Source organism: Pseudobdellovibrio sp. HCB154, assembly GCF_046267985.1.
In the GTDB taxonomy this organism is placed as follows: Bacteria; Bdellovibrionota; Bdellovibrionia; order Bdellovibrionales; family Bdellovibrionaceae; genus Pseudobdellovibrio.
Genome location: NZ_CP176530.1, coordinates 3,037,118 through 3,054,610, shown reverse-complemented (window position 1 = coordinate 3,054,610; position 17,493 = coordinate 3,037,118). Strand labels below are relative to the sequence as shown.

General features: G+C 41.3%; 15 protein-coding genes. 7 read left to right on the top strand and 8 right to left on the bottom strand.

All coding sequences use genetic code 11. The features are described from left to right. The 5 genes from ACKWCF_RS14495 to ACKWCF_RS14475 are packed head-to-tail and all read right to left on the bottom strand — an operon-like array spanning window position 1 to window position 5,910. A complete protein-coding gene (locus ACKWCF_RS14495) occupies window positions 1-3,072 on the bottom strand; it encodes an efflux RND transporter permease subunit (protein ID WP_409478320.1) in 3,072 nt (1,023 codons plus the stop codon). Then, complete coding sequence (locus ACKWCF_RS14490; protein WP_409478319.1) at window positions 3,069-4,487, bottom strand: TolC family protein; 1,419 nt, start codon at window positions 4,485-4,487, stop codon at window positions 3,069-3,071. Before ACKWCF_RS14490 ends, ACKWCF_RS14495 begins: the two co-directional genes overlap by 4 nt. Before the next feature lie 47 nt (window positions 4,488-4,534). Further along, entirely contained in the window at window positions 4,535-4,894 is a 360-nt protein-coding gene (locus tag ACKWCF_RS14485; protein ID WP_409478318.1) for a hypothetical protein, read from the bottom strand. After that, window positions 4,891-5,451 carry an RNA polymerase sigma factor gene (locus tag ACKWCF_RS14480; protein WP_409478317.1) on the bottom strand — a complete coding sequence of 187 codons (561 nt, stop codon included), beginning with the start codon at window positions 5,449-5,451 and terminating at the stop codon, window positions 4,891-4,893. The genes ACKWCF_RS14485 and ACKWCF_RS14480 overlap by 4 nt, the downstream gene beginning before the upstream one ends. A 6-nt stretch (window positions 5,452-5,457) precedes the next feature. After that, window positions 5,458-5,910, bottom strand: coding sequence for a Spy/CpxP family protein refolding chaperone (locus tag ACKWCF_RS14475; RefSeq protein WP_409478316.1), 453 nt, complete (start codon window positions 5,908-5,910; stop codon window positions 5,458-5,460). A gap of 193 nt (window positions 5,911-6,103) precedes the next feature. Here ACKWCF_RS14475 and ACKWCF_RS14470 point away from each other — a divergent pair, with 193 nt between their 5' ends. From ACKWCF_RS14470 to ACKWCF_RS14460, 3 genes are all read left to right on the top strand, one after another. Beyond that, the gene (locus ACKWCF_RS14470) at window positions 6,104-6,658 is read left to right on the top strand and encodes a hypothetical protein (RefSeq protein WP_409478315.1); all 555 of its coding nucleotides are present in this window, start codon (window positions 6,104-6,106) and stop codon (window positions 6,656-6,658) included. 92 nt (window positions 6,659-6,750) lie between these two features. Then, window positions 6,751-7,932, top strand: a complete 1,182-nt coding sequence (locus ACKWCF_RS14465; protein WP_409478314.1) for an acetyl-CoA C-acetyltransferase — start codon at window positions 6,751-6,753, stop codon at window positions 7,930-7,932. Window positions 7,933-8,362: 430 nt separating this feature from the next. Next, window positions 8,363-9,001: a transposase gene (locus ACKWCF_RS14460; protein ID WP_409478313.1), complete on the top strand. Its 639-nt coding sequence runs from the start codon at window positions 8,363-8,365 to the stop codon at window positions 8,999-9,001. 50 nt (window positions 9,002-9,051) lie between these two features. Here ACKWCF_RS14460 and ACKWCF_RS14455 read toward each other — a convergent pair whose 3' ends face one another. Then, window positions 9,052-10,335: an HD domain-containing protein gene (locus ACKWCF_RS14455; protein WP_409478312.1), complete on the bottom strand. Its 1,284-nt coding sequence runs from the start codon at window positions 10,333-10,335 to the stop codon at window positions 9,052-9,054. A 326-nt stretch (window positions 10,336-10,661) separates the two neighbouring features. On the opposite strand from ACKWCF_RS14455, the gene ACKWCF_RS14450 reads away from it, so the two are divergent. The 3 genes from ACKWCF_RS14450 to ACKWCF_RS14440 all read left to right on the top strand — a co-directional run bounded on the left by ACKWCF_RS14450 (window position 10,662) and on the right by ACKWCF_RS14440 (window position 13,217). Further along, window positions 10,662-11,498, top strand: coding sequence for a flagellin (locus ACKWCF_RS14450; protein ID WP_409478311.1), 837 nt, complete (start codon window positions 10,662-10,664; stop codon window positions 11,496-11,498). Between the two features lie 209 nt (window positions 11,499-11,707). Further along, window positions 11,708-12,541, top strand: coding sequence for a flagellin (locus ACKWCF_RS14445; RefSeq protein ID WP_409478310.1), 834 nt, complete (start codon window positions 11,708-11,710; stop codon window positions 12,539-12,541). A 274-nt stretch (window positions 12,542-12,815) separates the two neighbouring features. Further along, window positions 12,816-13,217 (top strand): hypothetical protein, encoded by a 402-nt coding sequence (locus ACKWCF_RS14440; protein ID WP_409478309.1) that lies wholly within the window; start codon window positions 12,816-12,818, stop codon window positions 13,215-13,217. Between the two features lie 6 nt (window positions 13,218-13,223). Here ACKWCF_RS14440 and ACKWCF_RS14435 read toward each other — a convergent pair whose 3' ends face one another. Then, window positions 13,224-14,933 carry a hypothetical protein gene (locus ACKWCF_RS14435; RefSeq protein WP_409478308.1) on the bottom strand — a complete coding sequence of 570 codons (1,710 nt, stop codon included), beginning with the start codon at window positions 14,931-14,933 and terminating at the stop codon, window positions 13,224-13,226. 146 nt (window positions 14,934-15,079) lie between these two features. Between ACKWCF_RS14435 and ACKWCF_RS14430 the strand changes: the two genes are divergently transcribed. Then, complete coding sequence (locus ACKWCF_RS14430) at window positions 15,080-16,357, top strand: acetyl-CoA C-acetyltransferase (protein WP_409478307.1); 1,278 nt, start codon at window positions 15,080-15,082, stop codon at window positions 16,355-16,357. 4 nt (window positions 16,358-16,361) lie between these two features. Here the strand turns inward: ACKWCF_RS14430 and ACKWCF_RS14425 are convergent, their stop codons facing one another. Then, complete coding sequence (locus tag ACKWCF_RS14425; RefSeq protein WP_409478306.1) at window positions 16,362-17,492, bottom strand: SDR family NAD(P)-dependent oxidoreductase; 1,131 nt, start codon at window positions 17,490-17,492, stop codon at window positions 16,362-16,364. Window position 17,493: the final 1 nt, after the last annotated feature.

Sequence of the window (17,493 nt, the reverse complement as noted above, 5' to 3'; positions counted from 1 at the left end):
TTATGTTTTGATTTCGTCTTTGTTGTGCGACTCAAATTTTGAAAGTAACAGATACAAGCTTGGAACCACGAACAACGTAAAAATCGTAGAAACCAAAGTACCACCGATGATCACAAGACCCATCGGCGTTCTTGTCTCTTGCCCGATGCTATCGCCAATCACTAAGGGTAAAGCCGCCGCAATGGTTGCCACCGAAGTCATTAAGATCGGGCGTAAACGAATCGGGCAGGCTTTGGTTAAAGCTTCTAAAATATTCTTTTCGCCTTCTGAACGAACATGGTTCGTAAATTCTACAAGTAGAATCGAATTCTTTTTAGCAATACCCATTAACACCACTAGACCGATGTAGCTGAATAAATTCAGCGATTGGTCTGTGCCCCAAAGAATCAACATCGCACCGGTCACACTAAACGGTAAAGCTGCTAAGATTGAAATAGGGTGAATGAATGAGTTGAACTGAACTGCTAAAATCATATAAGCCACTAAAATCCCTAAAATAAGAGCCGTTGTTAGACTCTTAAAGCTCTCTGTTAGACCCGCGGCAGCACCTTCTAGGTTAAAAGAATATCCTTCTGGTAAAATTTCTTTCGCAATGATTTCAGCGCGCTGTAAAACTTCGCCCTGACCATGGCCCGGAGCTGGTTGTCCGAAGACACCAATTGCTCTTTGGCGGTTAAGGCGGGTAATACCTTGGTAAGTTTCGTTATCTTCAGTCGTGACAAGTTCTGATAAGGGAACACGTAAACCAAAACTATTTCTGACTTCGATTTTTTCAATATCACTGGCTTTCGTTACGCGGTCTTCTGGAAGTTTTACGCGAATATCGTATCTTCGGCCATCAGAGGTGATTTGGCTTGAACGAACGCCAGCGACCGTCGCTGTTAATGTTCGCGCTACAGAGTCAATCGCTACACCTTTGGCAGCCATCGCTTCACGATCTGGGCGAATCAAAAATTCTGGTAGACCTAACTTGAAATCGGTATCAAGCTCAGCAGTTAAGCCTTCGTCTTCAAGCTTTTTCATGATCACTTTTGATTTTTCATTGAGCACATCAAGATTTGGTCCGCGTAAGTTAAATGAAATCGGATCCTGTCTTCCTGAAGTTAAACCGCGTGAAGAGTTATCACGCATTGAAATACGCACACCTTTAACGGCGGCTAGTTCTTTACGAAGTTCGGTCATAATATTTAGGTGAGTTTCTTTTCTGGTTTCGCGGGGTTTCAAATAAAGTGGCATCGAGATACTGTTGACACCGCTGCTGCCAAAACCACTTCCAACCGAGACAAAGAAACGATCGATATGTTTATTTGTTTTAATAATATTTTCAATTTCTAAAGCTTTATCGTACGTGCGCTCAATCGAAGTACCGGTTGGTGTTTGGCCACTTAATATAATAATATTCTGATCTTGTTGAGGTACGAACTCTTGTTTTACGTATTTCACCAGAAAAATCGAAACGATAAATAATAACGTCGATACAGTGATGATCGTTTTTGAATACGCTAACGTTACATGCAGTATCTTTTGATACCCTTGTGCAATTTTATGAAAAAGATCTTCTAAGTAAAGTTCAAAACGCGTGGTTTTGGGGCCGGTTCTCATAAAAAGGGCGGCACGCATCGGCGTGATCGTGACCGCTTCAAGAAGTGATAATAAAACGGCAGCCGACATGGTTACACCGAATTGGAAAAAGAATTTTCCGGTAATACCGCTCATAAATACAACGGGTAAGAACACGGCGACAACGGCTAAAGTGGCAGCGGTCGCAGCAGGTAAGATTTCCATCGAACCATCATAAGCGGCTTGCGCTGCGGATTTTCCCATACGGTAATGCCGCACGATATTTTCGAGCAGCATGATCGCATCATCGACCACGATGGATATCGAAAGTGTTAATGCTAAGAGAGTGAATAGGTTAAGTGTAAAGCCTGAAAAATATAAAATTGTAAGTGTTCCGATAATCGATGTCGGAATCGAGAATAAAATATTAACAGCAGCTTGAATGCTGCCTAAGAAGAAGAAACAAACTAAAATTGTCACAATCGCTGCGATTACTAACTTATGCACAGTTGTATCCACAACAGCTTTTGTTGATTCGGTAAAATCGATATTTACGATTAAGTTATATTCTTTAGGTAAAGTTTGTTTTAGTTTTTCAACTTGGGCTCTGACTTTTTCGCTTAATTCAACTTCGTTACTGCCACGCTGTTTACGAACAGCGATGGTGATGGCCTCTTTGCCATCGGCTTTGGCGCGGCGGCGAATATCGCTTAGACCATCTTCAATCATAGCCACGTCTTTTAATTGATAGGTGCGGTCTTGAATAAGTTGGCCGCCGCGACGAAGAACACGGATGTTTCCTACCTCTTGTGCAGTGGTCGCTTCTCCTAACCAACGCACACGGTATTCTTTTTTATCATCCGCAAACTGCCCGGCGGCCGATTCTAAGTGTTGTGATTGAATAGTATCTAAAATATCAACGACTGTTAGATCAGCTCGTTTTAATTTTTCTAAATCAGGCCAAACACGTAAGTTACGTGAACTAAATCCGCCGACGTCAACTTCACCGATACCGGGAATAAAACGAAATTGGTCTAAAAGATAACTTTCAACCCACTGTAGTGATTCACGTAAAGGTTTTTCAGTTGTGACGGCAATAAACATAATCGGTGATTCTTCAGGATTACGTTTACGAATCACCGGAGGATCAACATCTTCTGGTAAGCGCACTTGGCTGATTGCGGTCTGCACTTCTTGTAAAGCCACATCGACGTTTCTATTAATATCAAAATTTAAAGTAATGCTTCCGCTGCCTTGACGGGCCGAAGCACGCATTTCTTCGATCCCTTCGATAGATAATAAAGCCTGTTCGATCGGATCAAGAATTTCAGCTTCAACAACTTCAGGCGAAGCGCCTTCGTAACCGACTGAAACACTTAACACCGGAAAATCCACATCGGGCATTTGGCTTACGCCTAAACGGTTAAAGCTGATAGCTCCAAAAATAATTAACGCTGACATCACAACCCAGGCAAAAACCGGGCGGCGGATTGAAAGACTGATTAAATTCATAAATCACTTCCTGCAGATACGAATAATCTAAACTGGCTGGCCAGCTTTTGTTGTTGTGATAAAAGACGGTATAAACGCAGTTCACTTTCAGCAGCGTCAATTTCAAAAGTGGTCATTTGTAGGGTTGTGGTGCGGCCCTGTTGAAATCTTTGTTGTTCGGCTTTTAGTTTTTGCGATTGGATGTTGAATAGATTTTTAGCGACTTTAATTTGTTCGCTCATATTTTCAAAATTGCGGGCGAGTTCAGCCCAAGAATTTTCTGAAGCGCGGTTTAAAGCCTGCGCACGGTATTTCGCTGCTTCAGAAGCCTTAGCTGAGGCTTTTTGCTGTTGTGATTTGCCTTCGCTGTCTAAAAGCATAGTTAAAGTTAAACCTACTTTTTGTTCTGAATGATTTTCTTCAAGCGCACGATCCCAGGCAGGGTCAAATTTTTCGGCAATGCCGTTTTGTGTGTAACTGGCAAAAACGCTAAGGTCTGGGCGTAAACTATCTTCGTCGCGTAAGGCTTCAAATGAATTTTGCTGCGCTCGTTGTTCTTGAGCGTAAGCATCCAGACGTAGTTTTTTATTTTTAAATTGCTCTTTGTAGTTTGAATTTAAGTCACCCATTTTTTCGGCGACAAAGTCTGCGGATTTATATTCTAAACCAGGAACAAGTTGCTCTAAGTTTTTTTGCTTATTGGTTAAATCGTTTTCGACAATGGCTAGATCTAGTTTTCGTTGTGCTAACAAGGCTTGCACTTGTAACAGGTCAGTCTTTTCGGCAGCAAACTGGCGCATGCGACCTGAAGTCCATTTTTCTAAAGTTTCACTGCGTTTAACGTTATCTTTGCGAATCGCTAATTCTTTTTCGGCTAAGACTAAATCCCAGTACGCGTTTTCAACCGTGATTAAAAAATTCTGGCGTTCAAATTCTAAAGAAGCTTTACGGCTTTTTAATTCAGCTTCTTCGGCTTGATGACGAAGGCGGGTGCTGCGGCCAAAAGAATTTTGCCATAATGATTGTGAAAGCTGCACTTGCCACTGGGCTGTGCTGCGCTCTGGATAAGTGTCATCTTTTCCGAGTAACGTGTGATCAGTAGCGACTAATAATTCAGTGCCTGAAGAAAAAGGTTTTACGACTGTTAAACCAAATATACCGGATGTGCCTTCGCGGGGGATAGTGCCAAAAACTTCGCGTTTATCTTTGTACGCCGAAAGTTCAGCGTTTAAGCGTGATGATAATTCAAGATCACGGGCTTTGATTTCGCTGTCTAAACTTTCAAGTGAGACTTCTAAGCTTTTAAGTGTTTCAGATTTGTTAGCTGCTTGAGCCACGATATTTTCTAAATTTGAAACGTGGCTCGTTGCGGGTTGGGCAAAAACTAGGGAGGGAGCAACAAGTGAAACAATAAGATAAATCCGAAGGTTTTTCATATATGCGTTTGACGACGCAGACTTCGAAAAAGTTCAGATAAATCGTATTAAAATCCGGCCAACGTTAGATACTCTTCACCAACGTCCAGAGTTGGAACACTGGCTTCGGTGTATTCATCATCTTCTTCGATAGAAATCGGTTGAGCTGTCGTTACTGTAGCCGTTGTAACAGCTGGCGGTTCCGTGATTGTGGGAGCCACCGTTAAGAAATGAAACATAAATAAACTGGCTGCAAGGCCCGTTGATAGCCATAACCAAATTGTATTTGAAGAGGATTCTGGTTGTTTAAGATTTAATTGGCGCATTAAAGAATTGAGTTCACCAGCGTCAGCTTTCGGCGCTTGCGGTTGGTTTTCTTTAATAAAAGATTTTAGTTCATCATCATTCATTTTATTAAAACGATTCATAACGTCCTCTTTTTCTCTGACAACTCAGAAACAAATTGTCGCAAATGTTCTTTGGCGTAATGCAGTCTTGATTTTACGGTTCCTTCGGAAACTTCTAAAACCTGGGCGGTTTCTGCCAAAGATAATTCGTGGATTAACGATAAAACAATCACCGTTCGGTGTTCGGCACTTAAAGCCATCAAACTTTCAGAAACAAGTTCGCGGTTAGCTAACTCTTGTTCTAAATCGCGGCCGTCATTTTTAAATTCAAGAACTGCATCACTCGATGTGGGATGTCTTTTTTCACTGCGCAAATGATCTAAAGCGATATTTACAGCAATGCGGTAAATCCACGACGAAATTTCTGATTCTTTTCTAAACTCAGGCAACTTGCCCCAGACGCGGATAAAAGTTTCTTGCACCAAATCACTTAAATGCGAAGGGCCAGCAATTTGAAAAATTACTGATCGCACCAGTTTTTGGTATTTGTTGTAAAGATCAGAAAACTGCTCAGATTCGCTTTTCTCTGACCTGGTCAACAAATTCGTTAAAGAAACAACCGCCGAGTTTAACTTCATTCTTTATTATTCTTTTCCGATCATGTTTTTAAATTTAGTGCGCTGTTCAGGGGTTAAGATCGAACGAATATGCAAGATTCGTTCGAAGCGCGTTTTGGCAAAATCCTCTTGGATTTTTTGCAGAGCCGCAAATTTTTCGCGAACTTTTTCGTCGCTGGCATCACTTCTTAAAAGCTCTTCCAGGTCTTTTTGCACCTGTTCCATTTCGTGGTGCTTTTTCTTCATAGCTTCTTTGCCGTAGGTGGCCTGCATGTCTTGAAGCTTAGTTTTTTGCTCTTCTGTCAGGTCTAGTTTTTCTTTAATTTTTTTCAAAGAACCGTAGAACTGTTTTTCTTTTTCATGACACCCATGCGGCGTATCTTTTTTGCCAGCAAGAGCAAAATTTGAGAGCAAAAATGCCACCGAAAAAACGGCTAATACAGCTGGTTTTTTTAGAGAAATTTGTAAATTCGAGGGCATAACTAAGCTCCTTTAAAGTTAATTTTGACCATTAGACGACCCGGGGGTCCAAAAGGTTCAAATGTTTATTAAATATTTTTATTACTACAGGTGTCGAGGGCTTAAACAGGGTGTCTCATAATATGCCCATTAGCTCAAATAGGAGCCATTTCCGCTCTCTAAAGATGGCCTAAGACTTGTATATAAACTAAGTATGGTGATCAAAGCCGTTTTAACAGTTTTTACAGTGTTCTTAAGTCTGAGTTTGGGCTCTTTATGCCAAGCTAAGGTAAACGTTGCAAAGACGAAAAAACTTGTACTTCCCGAGAAAGCTGGCGCTGAGTCACTGGCCGATATTTTTACCGCTGAAATCTTACCGGATAAAGTTGCGGCTGACGAAACAACACAATCATTTTTAACGAAAATGGCTGATAATAGCTTATCACTTTATTGGAAACATTCACCTTTACGCCATTCAGCTGCAGGTAAAGCCGTTGAAACAGCCGAAAAAAAATTAAACGTAGAAGCTGTTTACCAAGATGATAATCAAGTGAGTCACCGTTTTAATTTTAAAGTTTTAGCCATCCAGGCTTTAGCAAAAATCCAATACACGGGCTGGGTTAATGCTGCTCTTAATTACGATTTAAAAGCGGCGCGCGCTGAAGCAGAAGTGACAGAGCAACTTTCAGAGAAAAATGATTTAGTGGTGTCGCACCAAGTTTCTAATACCGAACAAAAGTCTGCTGTATCGCTTAAATGGAAATGGTAATTAGGGTGCCAGGCCTTTTTTGCTACGCTTATATTTGATATCAAGGCAGTGCTTCATTGCCATCTTCATAAAATCAAGCCATCATTAATTCCATGGAAAAAATTTATTTAGTTTCAGGAAAAAGAACAGCCTTTGGATCCTTCGGTGGCGGATTAAAAGACGTATCTGCGACAGACTTAACTGTAGCTGCAGGTAAAGCCACACTTGAAGCCGCAGGTATTACACCAGATAAAATTGATCAAACTATTATTGGTAACGTTGTACAAAGCGGCGCTGATGCAGCCTATGTGGCTCGTCACGTAGGTTTAAAATTAGGAGTGCCTGTAGATCGCGGCGCTTACATCGTGAATCGTTTATGCGGTTCCGGTTTTCAAGCTATCGCTAATGCCGCTGAAATGATTTTGATGGGTCACGGCCAAGCGGTTCTTGCCGGCGGTGTTGAACAGATGTCGCAAATTCCTTACGTTGCCAGAAAAGTTAGATTTGATGGTATGCGCATGGGTAACTTTGAATTAGAAGATGCGATGACATCAGCTTTAACGGATGCTTATACAAATACTCCGATGGCGATCACCGCTGAAAATCTGGGTGAAATGTATGGAATTACTCGTCAACAATGTGATGAGTATTCAATTCTGACTCAACAAAAATATAAAAAAGCTTTAGATGCTGGTTTATTCAAAGATGAAATCACCGCGGTAAAAGTTGTGACTAAAAAAGGTGAGATCATCATTGATAAAGACGAACACCCAAAACCCGAAGTGACTTTAGAAAAAATTTCGACAATGAAAGCCATGTTTAAAAAAGATGGCTTAGTAACGGCGGCAACAGCGTCAGGAATCGTTGATGGCGCGGCCACATCACTTATCGCGAGCGAATCTTTTGTTAAAGCAAACGGTTTAAAACCAATGGCGCGCATTCTTTCATGGGCGGCGGTAGGTTGTGATCCTAAAATCATGGGTATTGGTCCAGCACCAGCTGCACGTAAAGCTTTAGAACGCGCAGGCCTTACACTTGATCAAATGGATCTAGTTGAAGTGAACGAAGCGTTTGCGGCTCAGTACTTAGCTGTAGAAAAAGAATTAAAATTAAATAAAGAAAAAACCAATGTACGTGGCGGAGCGATCGCTGTAGGACATCCTTTAGCAGCTTCAGGAACACGTATTATGAACTTATTAGCTTACGAATTACAAAAACGTAATGCGAAGTATGCTTTAGGTTCAGCCTGCATCGGCGGCGGTCAAGGTATCGCCATGGTGATCGAACGCGTTTAGGGGTGCCAGGCCTTTTTTGCTACGGTTTAATTTGATTTGAAGCCTGGCTATTTAAGAAAAGGAGATTTATGCGAATATTTATATCTTTATATATAGTTGTGTTGAGTCTTTTTGCGTATGGCCAGTCTGGTCCCGAACCTGATAAGAGAATTTGGTATGCTTGTACAAAAGATTCTGATTGCATTAGCGCTGCCGGTGCGTGTGGTCCGGAACCGATTAATAAAAAGTATAAAGTTCCATTTGAAGAACATGCAAAAAAAATTATGCCTTATGTAGATTGTATGCCTATTGATAAACGAGTTCGTAAATCATTTTGTTTCAAGAAAATTTGCACGTTCAAATAATATTAAATCCGTTAGCCGGATTTTTCAGTTTGTAAAATTTAATATTTAAAGTTTTAAGCGGCTTTGGGATTGCTATCGCTGTGTGTATGGCTCGTGCGAAAGCGATTCTTCAATCTGAATTTCCTTACACTATTTCGGCTCGATGTATTAACAAAGAGTGGTTCAATGTTCCGTTGGAACAAGTATGGCAAATTTTTTGTGATAACTTAGCTTTAGTTCATGAGTCACATGGATTGCAAATTCATAGCTTTGTTATGATGTCTAATCATTTTCACTTATTGGCATCAACTCCAAATGCGAATATAAGTCAGTGTATGCTGCATTTTATGACTAAGTCGAGTAAAGCTCTAACAAAAGCAGGTAATCGCATTAATGAGACATTCGCTGGCCGACATTATAAGTGTATTTTGAATGAATATAATTATTTTTTAAATGCCTATAAATACAATTATAGAAATCCGATAGCGGCGGGAATTTGTGAACGCGTAGAAGATTATCCTTTTAGTACTTTACCTATGAAGCTTGGTTTATCTGAAAAGAAAATTCCTGTTATTGAAGATACTTTATTAAAAGAAGATCGTGATGGAATTTTGAAGTGGTTAAATAAAACTCCTGAGCCAGAAATGTTAGAAGCTGCCCGGACGGCATTTAAAAGGCCATTTTTTAAATCAAAAAATAAAAGAGACAGTGCGCGGCCGATGCTCGGTCCAAAAGATCTGATTTAACCTTAGAATAGTTCAAATCAAATATAACCGTAGCAAAAAAGGCCTGGCACCTAATAGCGAGCTTCGCTTAGAATTCTTTTAGCTTGATCGAAGTTTTCTGGAGCTACGTATACACGGTCGATCATGCGGGAACCTTCATATTTTTGAAAGATCTGAGTCGCGTTATTGATTGGAGATGGTTTATCCCATTTGTCGTACTGATCAACTACATAGATGTTCATGTCGTTTTCAGAAATCGTTTGATGGTATTTTGATAAACGAACCTGCGAGCTGGCCCAGATTGAATGAATCTGCGCGTCTGTTAATAGACGGCGAACATTTTCAACACGACCAGTGTCTTGGTTATGTAATTCGATCGCTACACGATAAGGTTTACGTTCAGAAATACGTTTAGCCCACTCGTTTGTAGTTACCGTATCTAAGTGTTCATAAAGTTTATAATCTGTGTACGGAATATATTTTTCAATCTCAGCCGGAATTTTAAACGCGGCTTCTTTAGAACCTAAGTACAGGTTCAGCATCTCATCGTAAATAATGCTCTTATGGTGGAAGTAAACCATAAGGTACATATGATGGCGTGAAATCAAGAAATCATCGAACGCGTAAAGCGCACGGCGATTTAAAGCTAAATACGCATTATGGTCTTTAATATGTAGAGTTAAGTTTTGCACTAACCAGTCACGGTCGATTTTACCGTAGTTGATACCGCAGAAGTAAGAATCACGTTCTAAGTAATCCATGCGGTCAGCGTCTAGTTCGCTTGATACAATCTGGCTTAATAAAGGTCTGAAATTAATAATACCGTCAGTAAACACGTCTGGATTACATTTTAATTCTTTATCAATAAGACAAGCGACATGTAGCGGATCAATATCAGAATAATATTTTTTAATGATATCTGCGATATGCGAATCAGTTACAAATTTAATGGTGTAGTCTTCGTGATTAGCTTGACGGTTTTGATCTACGCCTTGTTCTTGGTAAATTTTAATATTTAATTTTGATAACTCAGGCATCACTTGTTCAGTGGTGTGAGATAACGGGCCGTGACCCACATCATGAAGTAAAGCAGCTAACTTTACCATCTGACGAAAGCGATTTCTATTCGAAGATTTTAACGGATACGCTCTGAAAATACTGTCAAAAACTAATCCCGCGACATAACTCACACCGATGGAGTGAATGAATCTATTGTGAGTGGCTCCTGGAAAACTGAATTCTGAAAAACCTAATTGTTTGATTTCTCTAAGACGTTGAAACTCAACTGATTCGATGATCGCTTCTTCGCCGTCTGAGAGATAAATACTACCGTGAATGGGATCGCGTATTTCCATATATGGAATACGAAATTACTACTGCATAACCCTTAGAGTCACCAAAAAACGGTCAAAAAACTGTTACGCCTTGAGGTCCAGAAATCTGAAAAAAAATTCGTCAGGACGTGTTTAATTGCATTACAGGACAGACTTAAGGCTAAAAATGGCTTTTGTTGAGACAAGTGTCTCAAGTTTTCTCAGGATGATCCGAAAAAGTGTACAAGAGTAATACGATTCTGAGAATTCAAGGATGGATTCTCAAAATAAACCGCCTCGGTGTGGGACGAAGTGAGACAGGAGTTTCGCAAAGTAGTCAAACCCGGGACAACTTCACGGAGGAAGTTATGGGATTAAGAATTGGTACAAATGTTACGGCATTGAATGCACAAAAAGCGTTGTATGGTACGAAGAATAAAATGGATACAGCGATGGCTAGGTTGGCTTCAGGAAACCGCATTAACAAATCAGCTGATGATGCAGCAGGTTTAGCGATTTCAGAAAATATTAAGGCTCAAATGAGAGGTCTTAAACAAGCTAACAGAAACGCTCAAGATGGTATCTCGCTGATCCAAACTGCTGAGGGTGCATTAAACGAAGTAAGTAACATGCTCATTCGTTTACGTGAATTAGGGGTGCAAGCAGCATCAGATACGATTGGTGATCGCGAACGTGGTTTAGCAAATATCGAGTATTCTAATTTATTAGAAGAGATCGATCGCATCACCGGAAGTGCAGAGTTTAACGGAACTCCGTTATTAAATGGAACCGGCGGACTTTTAGACTTCCAAATTGGCGTAAGAAATTCGCCGCAGTTTGACCGCATTAGTTTTAATACGGCTCAAGCAGACGGTGGAACGACGGCTTTAGGCTTGGATTTAACAAGCATATTGGATAAGCCTTCGGCACAGAATTCTTTAGCTAATATCGATTCGGCGATCAACCAGGTGAGCCAGCTGCGTGCAGGGTTTGGTGCGATTCAAAACCGATTGAACTCAACGGTTGAAGGATTGCAAACAAGCTTAGAGAACTTAGCAACAGCGAATTCACGTATCCGTGATGCGGATATCGCGGATGAAAGTACTGAGTTAGCGAAACAGAATATCCTTCTGCAAGCAGGTACTTCGGTGTTGTCACAAGCGAACCAACAACCCAACATCGCGTTGCAGTTGTTGAAGAGCTAATAAATTTTGAGTCTTGAAAATGATTTTTTGACTCGTGATTTGTAGACTCGCGTTTTATAGACGCATGTTTTGTGACGTAAGTTTTTTAAAATGAATTTTAGATTTTGATTTTTTAGATTTTAGTTTTTGTAAGTTTAACTAGGCAGAACGGACTCTGCTTTACCAAGGAAAGGGACATTCAAGGATGAATACATTACAAGGAGGATAAAATGGGGATGCGTATTGCAACCAACGTAGCCGCGATTAATGCAGGTAAAAACCTGTACTCGCTAGGCATTAAACAGAACACTTCGATGGCACGTCTATCATCGGGGTCAAGAATTAACCAAGCCGCAGATGATGCTGCAGGATTGGCGATTTCTGAAAACATTAAAGCGCAAGTGCGCGGCCTTAGACAAGCCAACAGAAATGCGAACGATGGTATCTCATTAGTTCAAGTTGCCGAAGGTAGCTTGGGTGAAATGGCTAACATGTTAGTTCGTTTACGTGAGCTGGGCGTACAAGCCGCTTCAGACACGATCAGCGATAAAGAGCGCGTGTTGACGAACGTAGAGTATCAACAGCTCAAAGCTGAAATGGAGCGTATTGCTCAAAGTACAAAATTCAACGGAACACCTCTGTTAAATGGACAAGGTGGAGTTCTGGATATCCAAATCGGTACTCAGAATGATCCGAACTTAGACCGCATCAGCTTTAGAAGTGATGAATCTAATGCAACATTAGAATCATTACAGCTAGTAGATGCAAACGTAGGCGATAAATTGTCAGCGCAGACAAGCTTAGCAGCAGTCGATGATGCGATTGCACGAGTGAACTCTTCGCGCGCAAATTTAGGTGCGTTTCAAAATAGATTACAATCGACTTCTCAGAACTTAGCGACAGCTGAGGAGAACTATGCAGCAGCGAACTCTCGTATCAGAGATGCGGATATCGCAGCAGAGTCGACAGAATTAGCGAAGAACAACGTTCTTATGCAAGCTGCGACTTCAGTGTTGGGTCAAGCTAACACAAACACTCAATTAGCTCTTAAGTTATTAGGCTAATTGTAAGTCAGGCAACTGACTAAGTACGCAAAAACATTTTTCCAAATCCTTGGGATGAGCAGGCCTTAAGAAGGCTTAGGGCCTGCGAGTCTTTCACACAGAACAGAAGTGACAAGGGTTGAGGCGAATAGTGTTTTTTTATATCAGCGATAAGTGACTGGACGTAAGTACAGTACACGGTGTTTCTAAAAATAGATTATGCATACTTATGCATGATTTTTGAAAATTTGTCGTTTAAACTTTCTTGAGTTTTCTAAACTACAAGGAGCACACAATGTTTAAAGCGACGCTATTAGTATCGTTTCTATTTCTTTCATCTGCTTTCGCAGCTAATCCGGTTTACAAATTAAATATCAATCTAACTTTGAACGGCAAGCATGTCGCTTCTCAAGGTTTAATCGTTAATCATGGCGAAAAATCTGAAATTCAACAAAAGTCAGCGAACGGCACAGGCAGTTTTATCGAAGTGACTCCTGAAGAGATCGACGGCGAACTTAAAAAAGTTCATTTAAAGTTCACAGTGGGTGTTATTGCTAAAGGTGTACGCCAAATTCTTTCAACACCAGAGATGATCGTTTCTGAAGGTAAAGCCGGTACAATCGAAGTGGGTGAAGATGATGGTCCTGAAAATTTTACACTGACGGTTTTAGCTAATCGCCAGCCTGCAAAAAAATAATTCTTATTATTTAAACGGTAAATTCACGAAAGTCGTAAGACTTACAGCATTTACCGTACTACCCAGGGCTGATGGATGATCAATCTGGCCCTGTGATCTTAAAGTCAAAGTTGTATTCGTAACAACGGCTGTTGAACTGACTCCCACGTAAAATGAACGGCGATAATCGCTGGCAAACAGCGAAGCATAATTCTGATTGCAAAGATTGTTATTGTAAATTCCTACATCCGAATGACCTACTGTAAATGTTAAAGCAATAGTTCCATTGGTCACAATGGCGCCGCCTTTTTCATTTTCAACCAAAACCTGAAACGGACCAAAACAACCTGAAGTCGCCGCCGGAATATAGGGCGGTAATTCAGGTCGCAAAAATGTTGGGTTGTGCGAACCACCTACCACTTGCACGGCATATTGGGAAGCGATTCCTGATCCACTTGCAGTTGTTGGTGTTAGCGAAATAAATGTTGAAGTGAAAGTGTCTTGCGTAAAGCGCATTGAAAAATCAAATTGCGCACTTGGTGTGATTGAATAAGCTGTACCATTGGCAATCGCAGCATTTGTGCAAAACTTCTCTGGAAAGATAGCTGATTCAGGGGTTGCGTAAGTTGGAGTGTACGCTGATCCCGTTAAAGGACTCAGGTCGGTTGTTTTAAAATTTCCGACCATATTGTAACACATATCTGGAATCACACGGCGTGTGCCTAACACTTCGATGGCAGCGGTTCCGACCGGCGCAATTAAAAAAGTTTCTGAAATAGATTCAGGATATATTGATGCCGGTGCTGTTGTGCCCGGGCGTACTTTAAATCTAAAACCAGAAACTGATGGCGAAGCCGAAGATGAGAAAAAGATGGGAAAGTTTCTCGTGTTCGCTGGAACATTAAATTCAGTCGTTAATGAGTTTGCACAATTTGGATCAGTGTACATTGCAAATGAAGAGAATACTCCGACGACGCCCGCTGTTGAAACTTCAGCGCGTTCGACAATCATATTTTGTCCGGCCATTGTGGGACCATTGCGACCGAAGTCATCGACAAAATTAAGAGTCGCGGCATTGCAAGAACCGTATTTAAGAACGTTGTACGGGAACTGATCTTTGGCCACTTGCGTTTTCGTTGGTAAAATACGTCCAAGATTTGAGGGCGAATCAGGTCCGCTGCATTCACCGATACGAGGGCTTCCGGTTGTGAAAGCTGTGCCTGAAGTCGGAAGTTTAATCGGAACATTCACCGTAACGCCCGGTTGTAAATCAATAAACGAAGAGGTGCCGACAATAAATAACTGCGAAGTGTAATCTTGCGAAATATTCGGATTCATGAAATCTAAACACGCCGACAGAGGATTTGCTTTAACACCTAATAAAGTAAATTGACGTTGTGGGCCTGCAGGAACTGGAAATGAAATTGTTCCGCCGCTTGGAACTAAGCCTCTGACTAAACCAATTCTTTTTTGCGCTGAAATATTTGCTGAAGTTGAATCAACAACGGGGCAGCTTGTGCGACTCATAAAAGGTTCGGGGCCTGACACCATTACGGCAAAGCAGTTCACTTCATCGATTGTTGCTGGAGCCGAAGCCGCTCGTTGGTAATAATTTTGCGTACTGTGACCTGAAAGATCAGGCATGGTGAAAGTGACTGTGGTCGTTTCACCACTTTCTTTTTTTTGACAGCCGAAAAAAGCAATCCAACTACAAACTAAAATAAGTGTAAATTTCATAGCCCTAATTATGACTTAGAATAAAGTCAGAAGACAAATTGACCATTGGTCATGTCAAGGATCTAAGACTTTAGTCTAAAGAGAGTTTTGTTTGGCACAGTGCTCTTTACGTACCCAGACTTTTATAGAGTGCTACCATTAAGGGTATGAAAACAGCAAATAACCAAGTTTATATTCTAGGAAGTTCACGTATCCCTTTTGCCAAAAGCCAAACAGTGTATGCCGATGTCACTCGTAAAGAGTTAATGGTCGCAGCTCTTAATGGTTTGATTCGCAAAAACAATTTACAAGGTAAATTCATCGGTGACACCGCTTTAGGTTGTTTGATGAATAGCTCTGCGGATTGGAACTTGGCCCGCGAATGTGTTCTTGAAACTGAACTTGATCCAAATTCTCCGGCGTACAATACACAACGTGCTTGCGCGACAAGTTTAGATAACATCTGGCAGATCGCGATGAAAATTCACACAGGTGCGATTGAATTAGGTATTGCCGGTGGTGTTGATACGAACAGTGATTTTCCGATCGAAGTTTCTGATAAGTTCAGAAAATTTTTAATGAACATGAACAATGCCAAAACTTTCGGTGCCCGTATGAAAGCTTTATCAGGAGCTTCAATCGGTATGTTTAAACCAAGAGCGGCTTCGGTGACTGAACCAAGAACATTAATGTCGATGGGTCAGCACTGTGAATTAATGGCCAAAGAATGGAAGATTGCCCGCGAAGACCAAGATCAGGTGGCATTAGCCAGTCACTTAAACGGAGCGAAAGCTTACGATGCTGGTTTTTATGATGACTTAGTGATTCCATTTCACGGAATCACTCGTGATGCGACTTTACGTGCGGATACAAATATTCAAAAGTTAGCGAAATTAAAACCTTCATTTGATCCGGTTGCTGGAACATTAACTGCGGGTAATAGTTCTCCGTTAACAGACGGGGCAGCGACAGTTTTATTAGGAACTGAATCGGCAGCACAAAAGTTAGGTTTATTTCCGATGGCGAAAGTGATTGATGTGCAAGCGGCAGCAGTTGATTTCGTTCATGGCGCAGGTTTATTAATGGCGCCAACAAAAGCTGTATCGCAATTATTAACTCGCAACGAATTAACATTTAAAGATTTTGATTATTTTGAAATTCATGAAGCGTTCGCAGCTCAGGTTCTTTGTAATTTAAAAGCTTGGGAATCACCTGAATACTGCAAAAATGTTTTAGGCTTAAAAGCACCGATTGGATCGATTGACCGTTCAAAAATGAACGTGGTCGGAAGTTCAATTGCGATGGGACATCCTTTTGCAGCCACGGGTGCACGTGTTACTGGAACGTTAGCGAAACTTCTAGCGGGTGGCGGTAAAAAGCGCGGCCTTGTTTCCATCTGTACAGCTGGTGGAATGGGTGTGGCCGCGATTTTAGAATCAGTGTAACTAGTTAGTGGAGTAAACCCATATTTTCTTTAGCATCAAACTTCGGCGTCTGATTAGATTCTTTTTCTGCTTTCTGCGCCGAAGATCTAAAGGGCTTAGTTAACAGCGAACGGTCAAACACTTCGCGTGACTGGGCTCCTGTTTTATATTCGCCGGATTGTCCTGACGGCAGTAAACGATTTAATAACACTAATGTATAAGCCACTAATTCCGGAAAGAATGTGCCAAGTCCGAAGCGCAATTTCGCAGGTAAGAATGGCATCAATTCAAAACGTCGCTCACGTGCTGCTTCGATAATTTGTTTGGCCGCATCTTGAACCGCTGTTGAAAACCCCGGAAGCACATCCGCTGATTGAAACCAGGCAAATTCTTTTTCATGTTCACCTTTAAACACCGCTTGAATCGGAGATCCGGTGCGCATCATGCCCGGGTAAACTGTCGTGACTGAAATATCTTCGTCATAAAGTTCGGTCGCCAGTCCTTGCGAAAATCCTGATAAGGCAAATTTAGAGGTGTCATACGGAAGCATATGCGGAATCGCCATGCGCCCACCCATCGAACAAATATTGACGATGCGTCCAGCGCTTGTTTTTTGACGCAAGAACGGCAGAGCTATGCGAATGGAATTCATGGCTGCATAAAGATGAATATTCATCTGCGCTTCAAAGTCTTGCTGGGTCATACTCTCCCAAGGGCCTACGACAATGGCTCCGGCATTGTTAATGAGTAAATCAATCCCATCAAAAAGATCTGCAGCTTCGTGAATAGCAGAACTTAATTGTACGTTGTCGGTAATATCGCAAGCGATGATGTGCACTTGGCCGCGATTTAATTTATCAAGCTGTGCTTTGGCGCGTTTTAATTCATCTTCATCGCGCGCCAGTAATGTAACATTACAATTTTCATTTACCAGTTGGCGCGCTAACGCTAAGCCTAAGCCGCGCGAACCTCCGGTGATAATAGCAGATTGACCGCGAAACGAATCAGGATTGCTTGTTTCAACTAAGATTCGCGTTAATAAGTAACCGCTCGCTAAAGCGGGCAAAATGGCTAAACGTTTTCTGTTGGAACGCAGCAGGGCTAATGTCCCTAAACCACAAAGCATTAAAAGTTCGTTTTTGACTCTTGTTCTCATG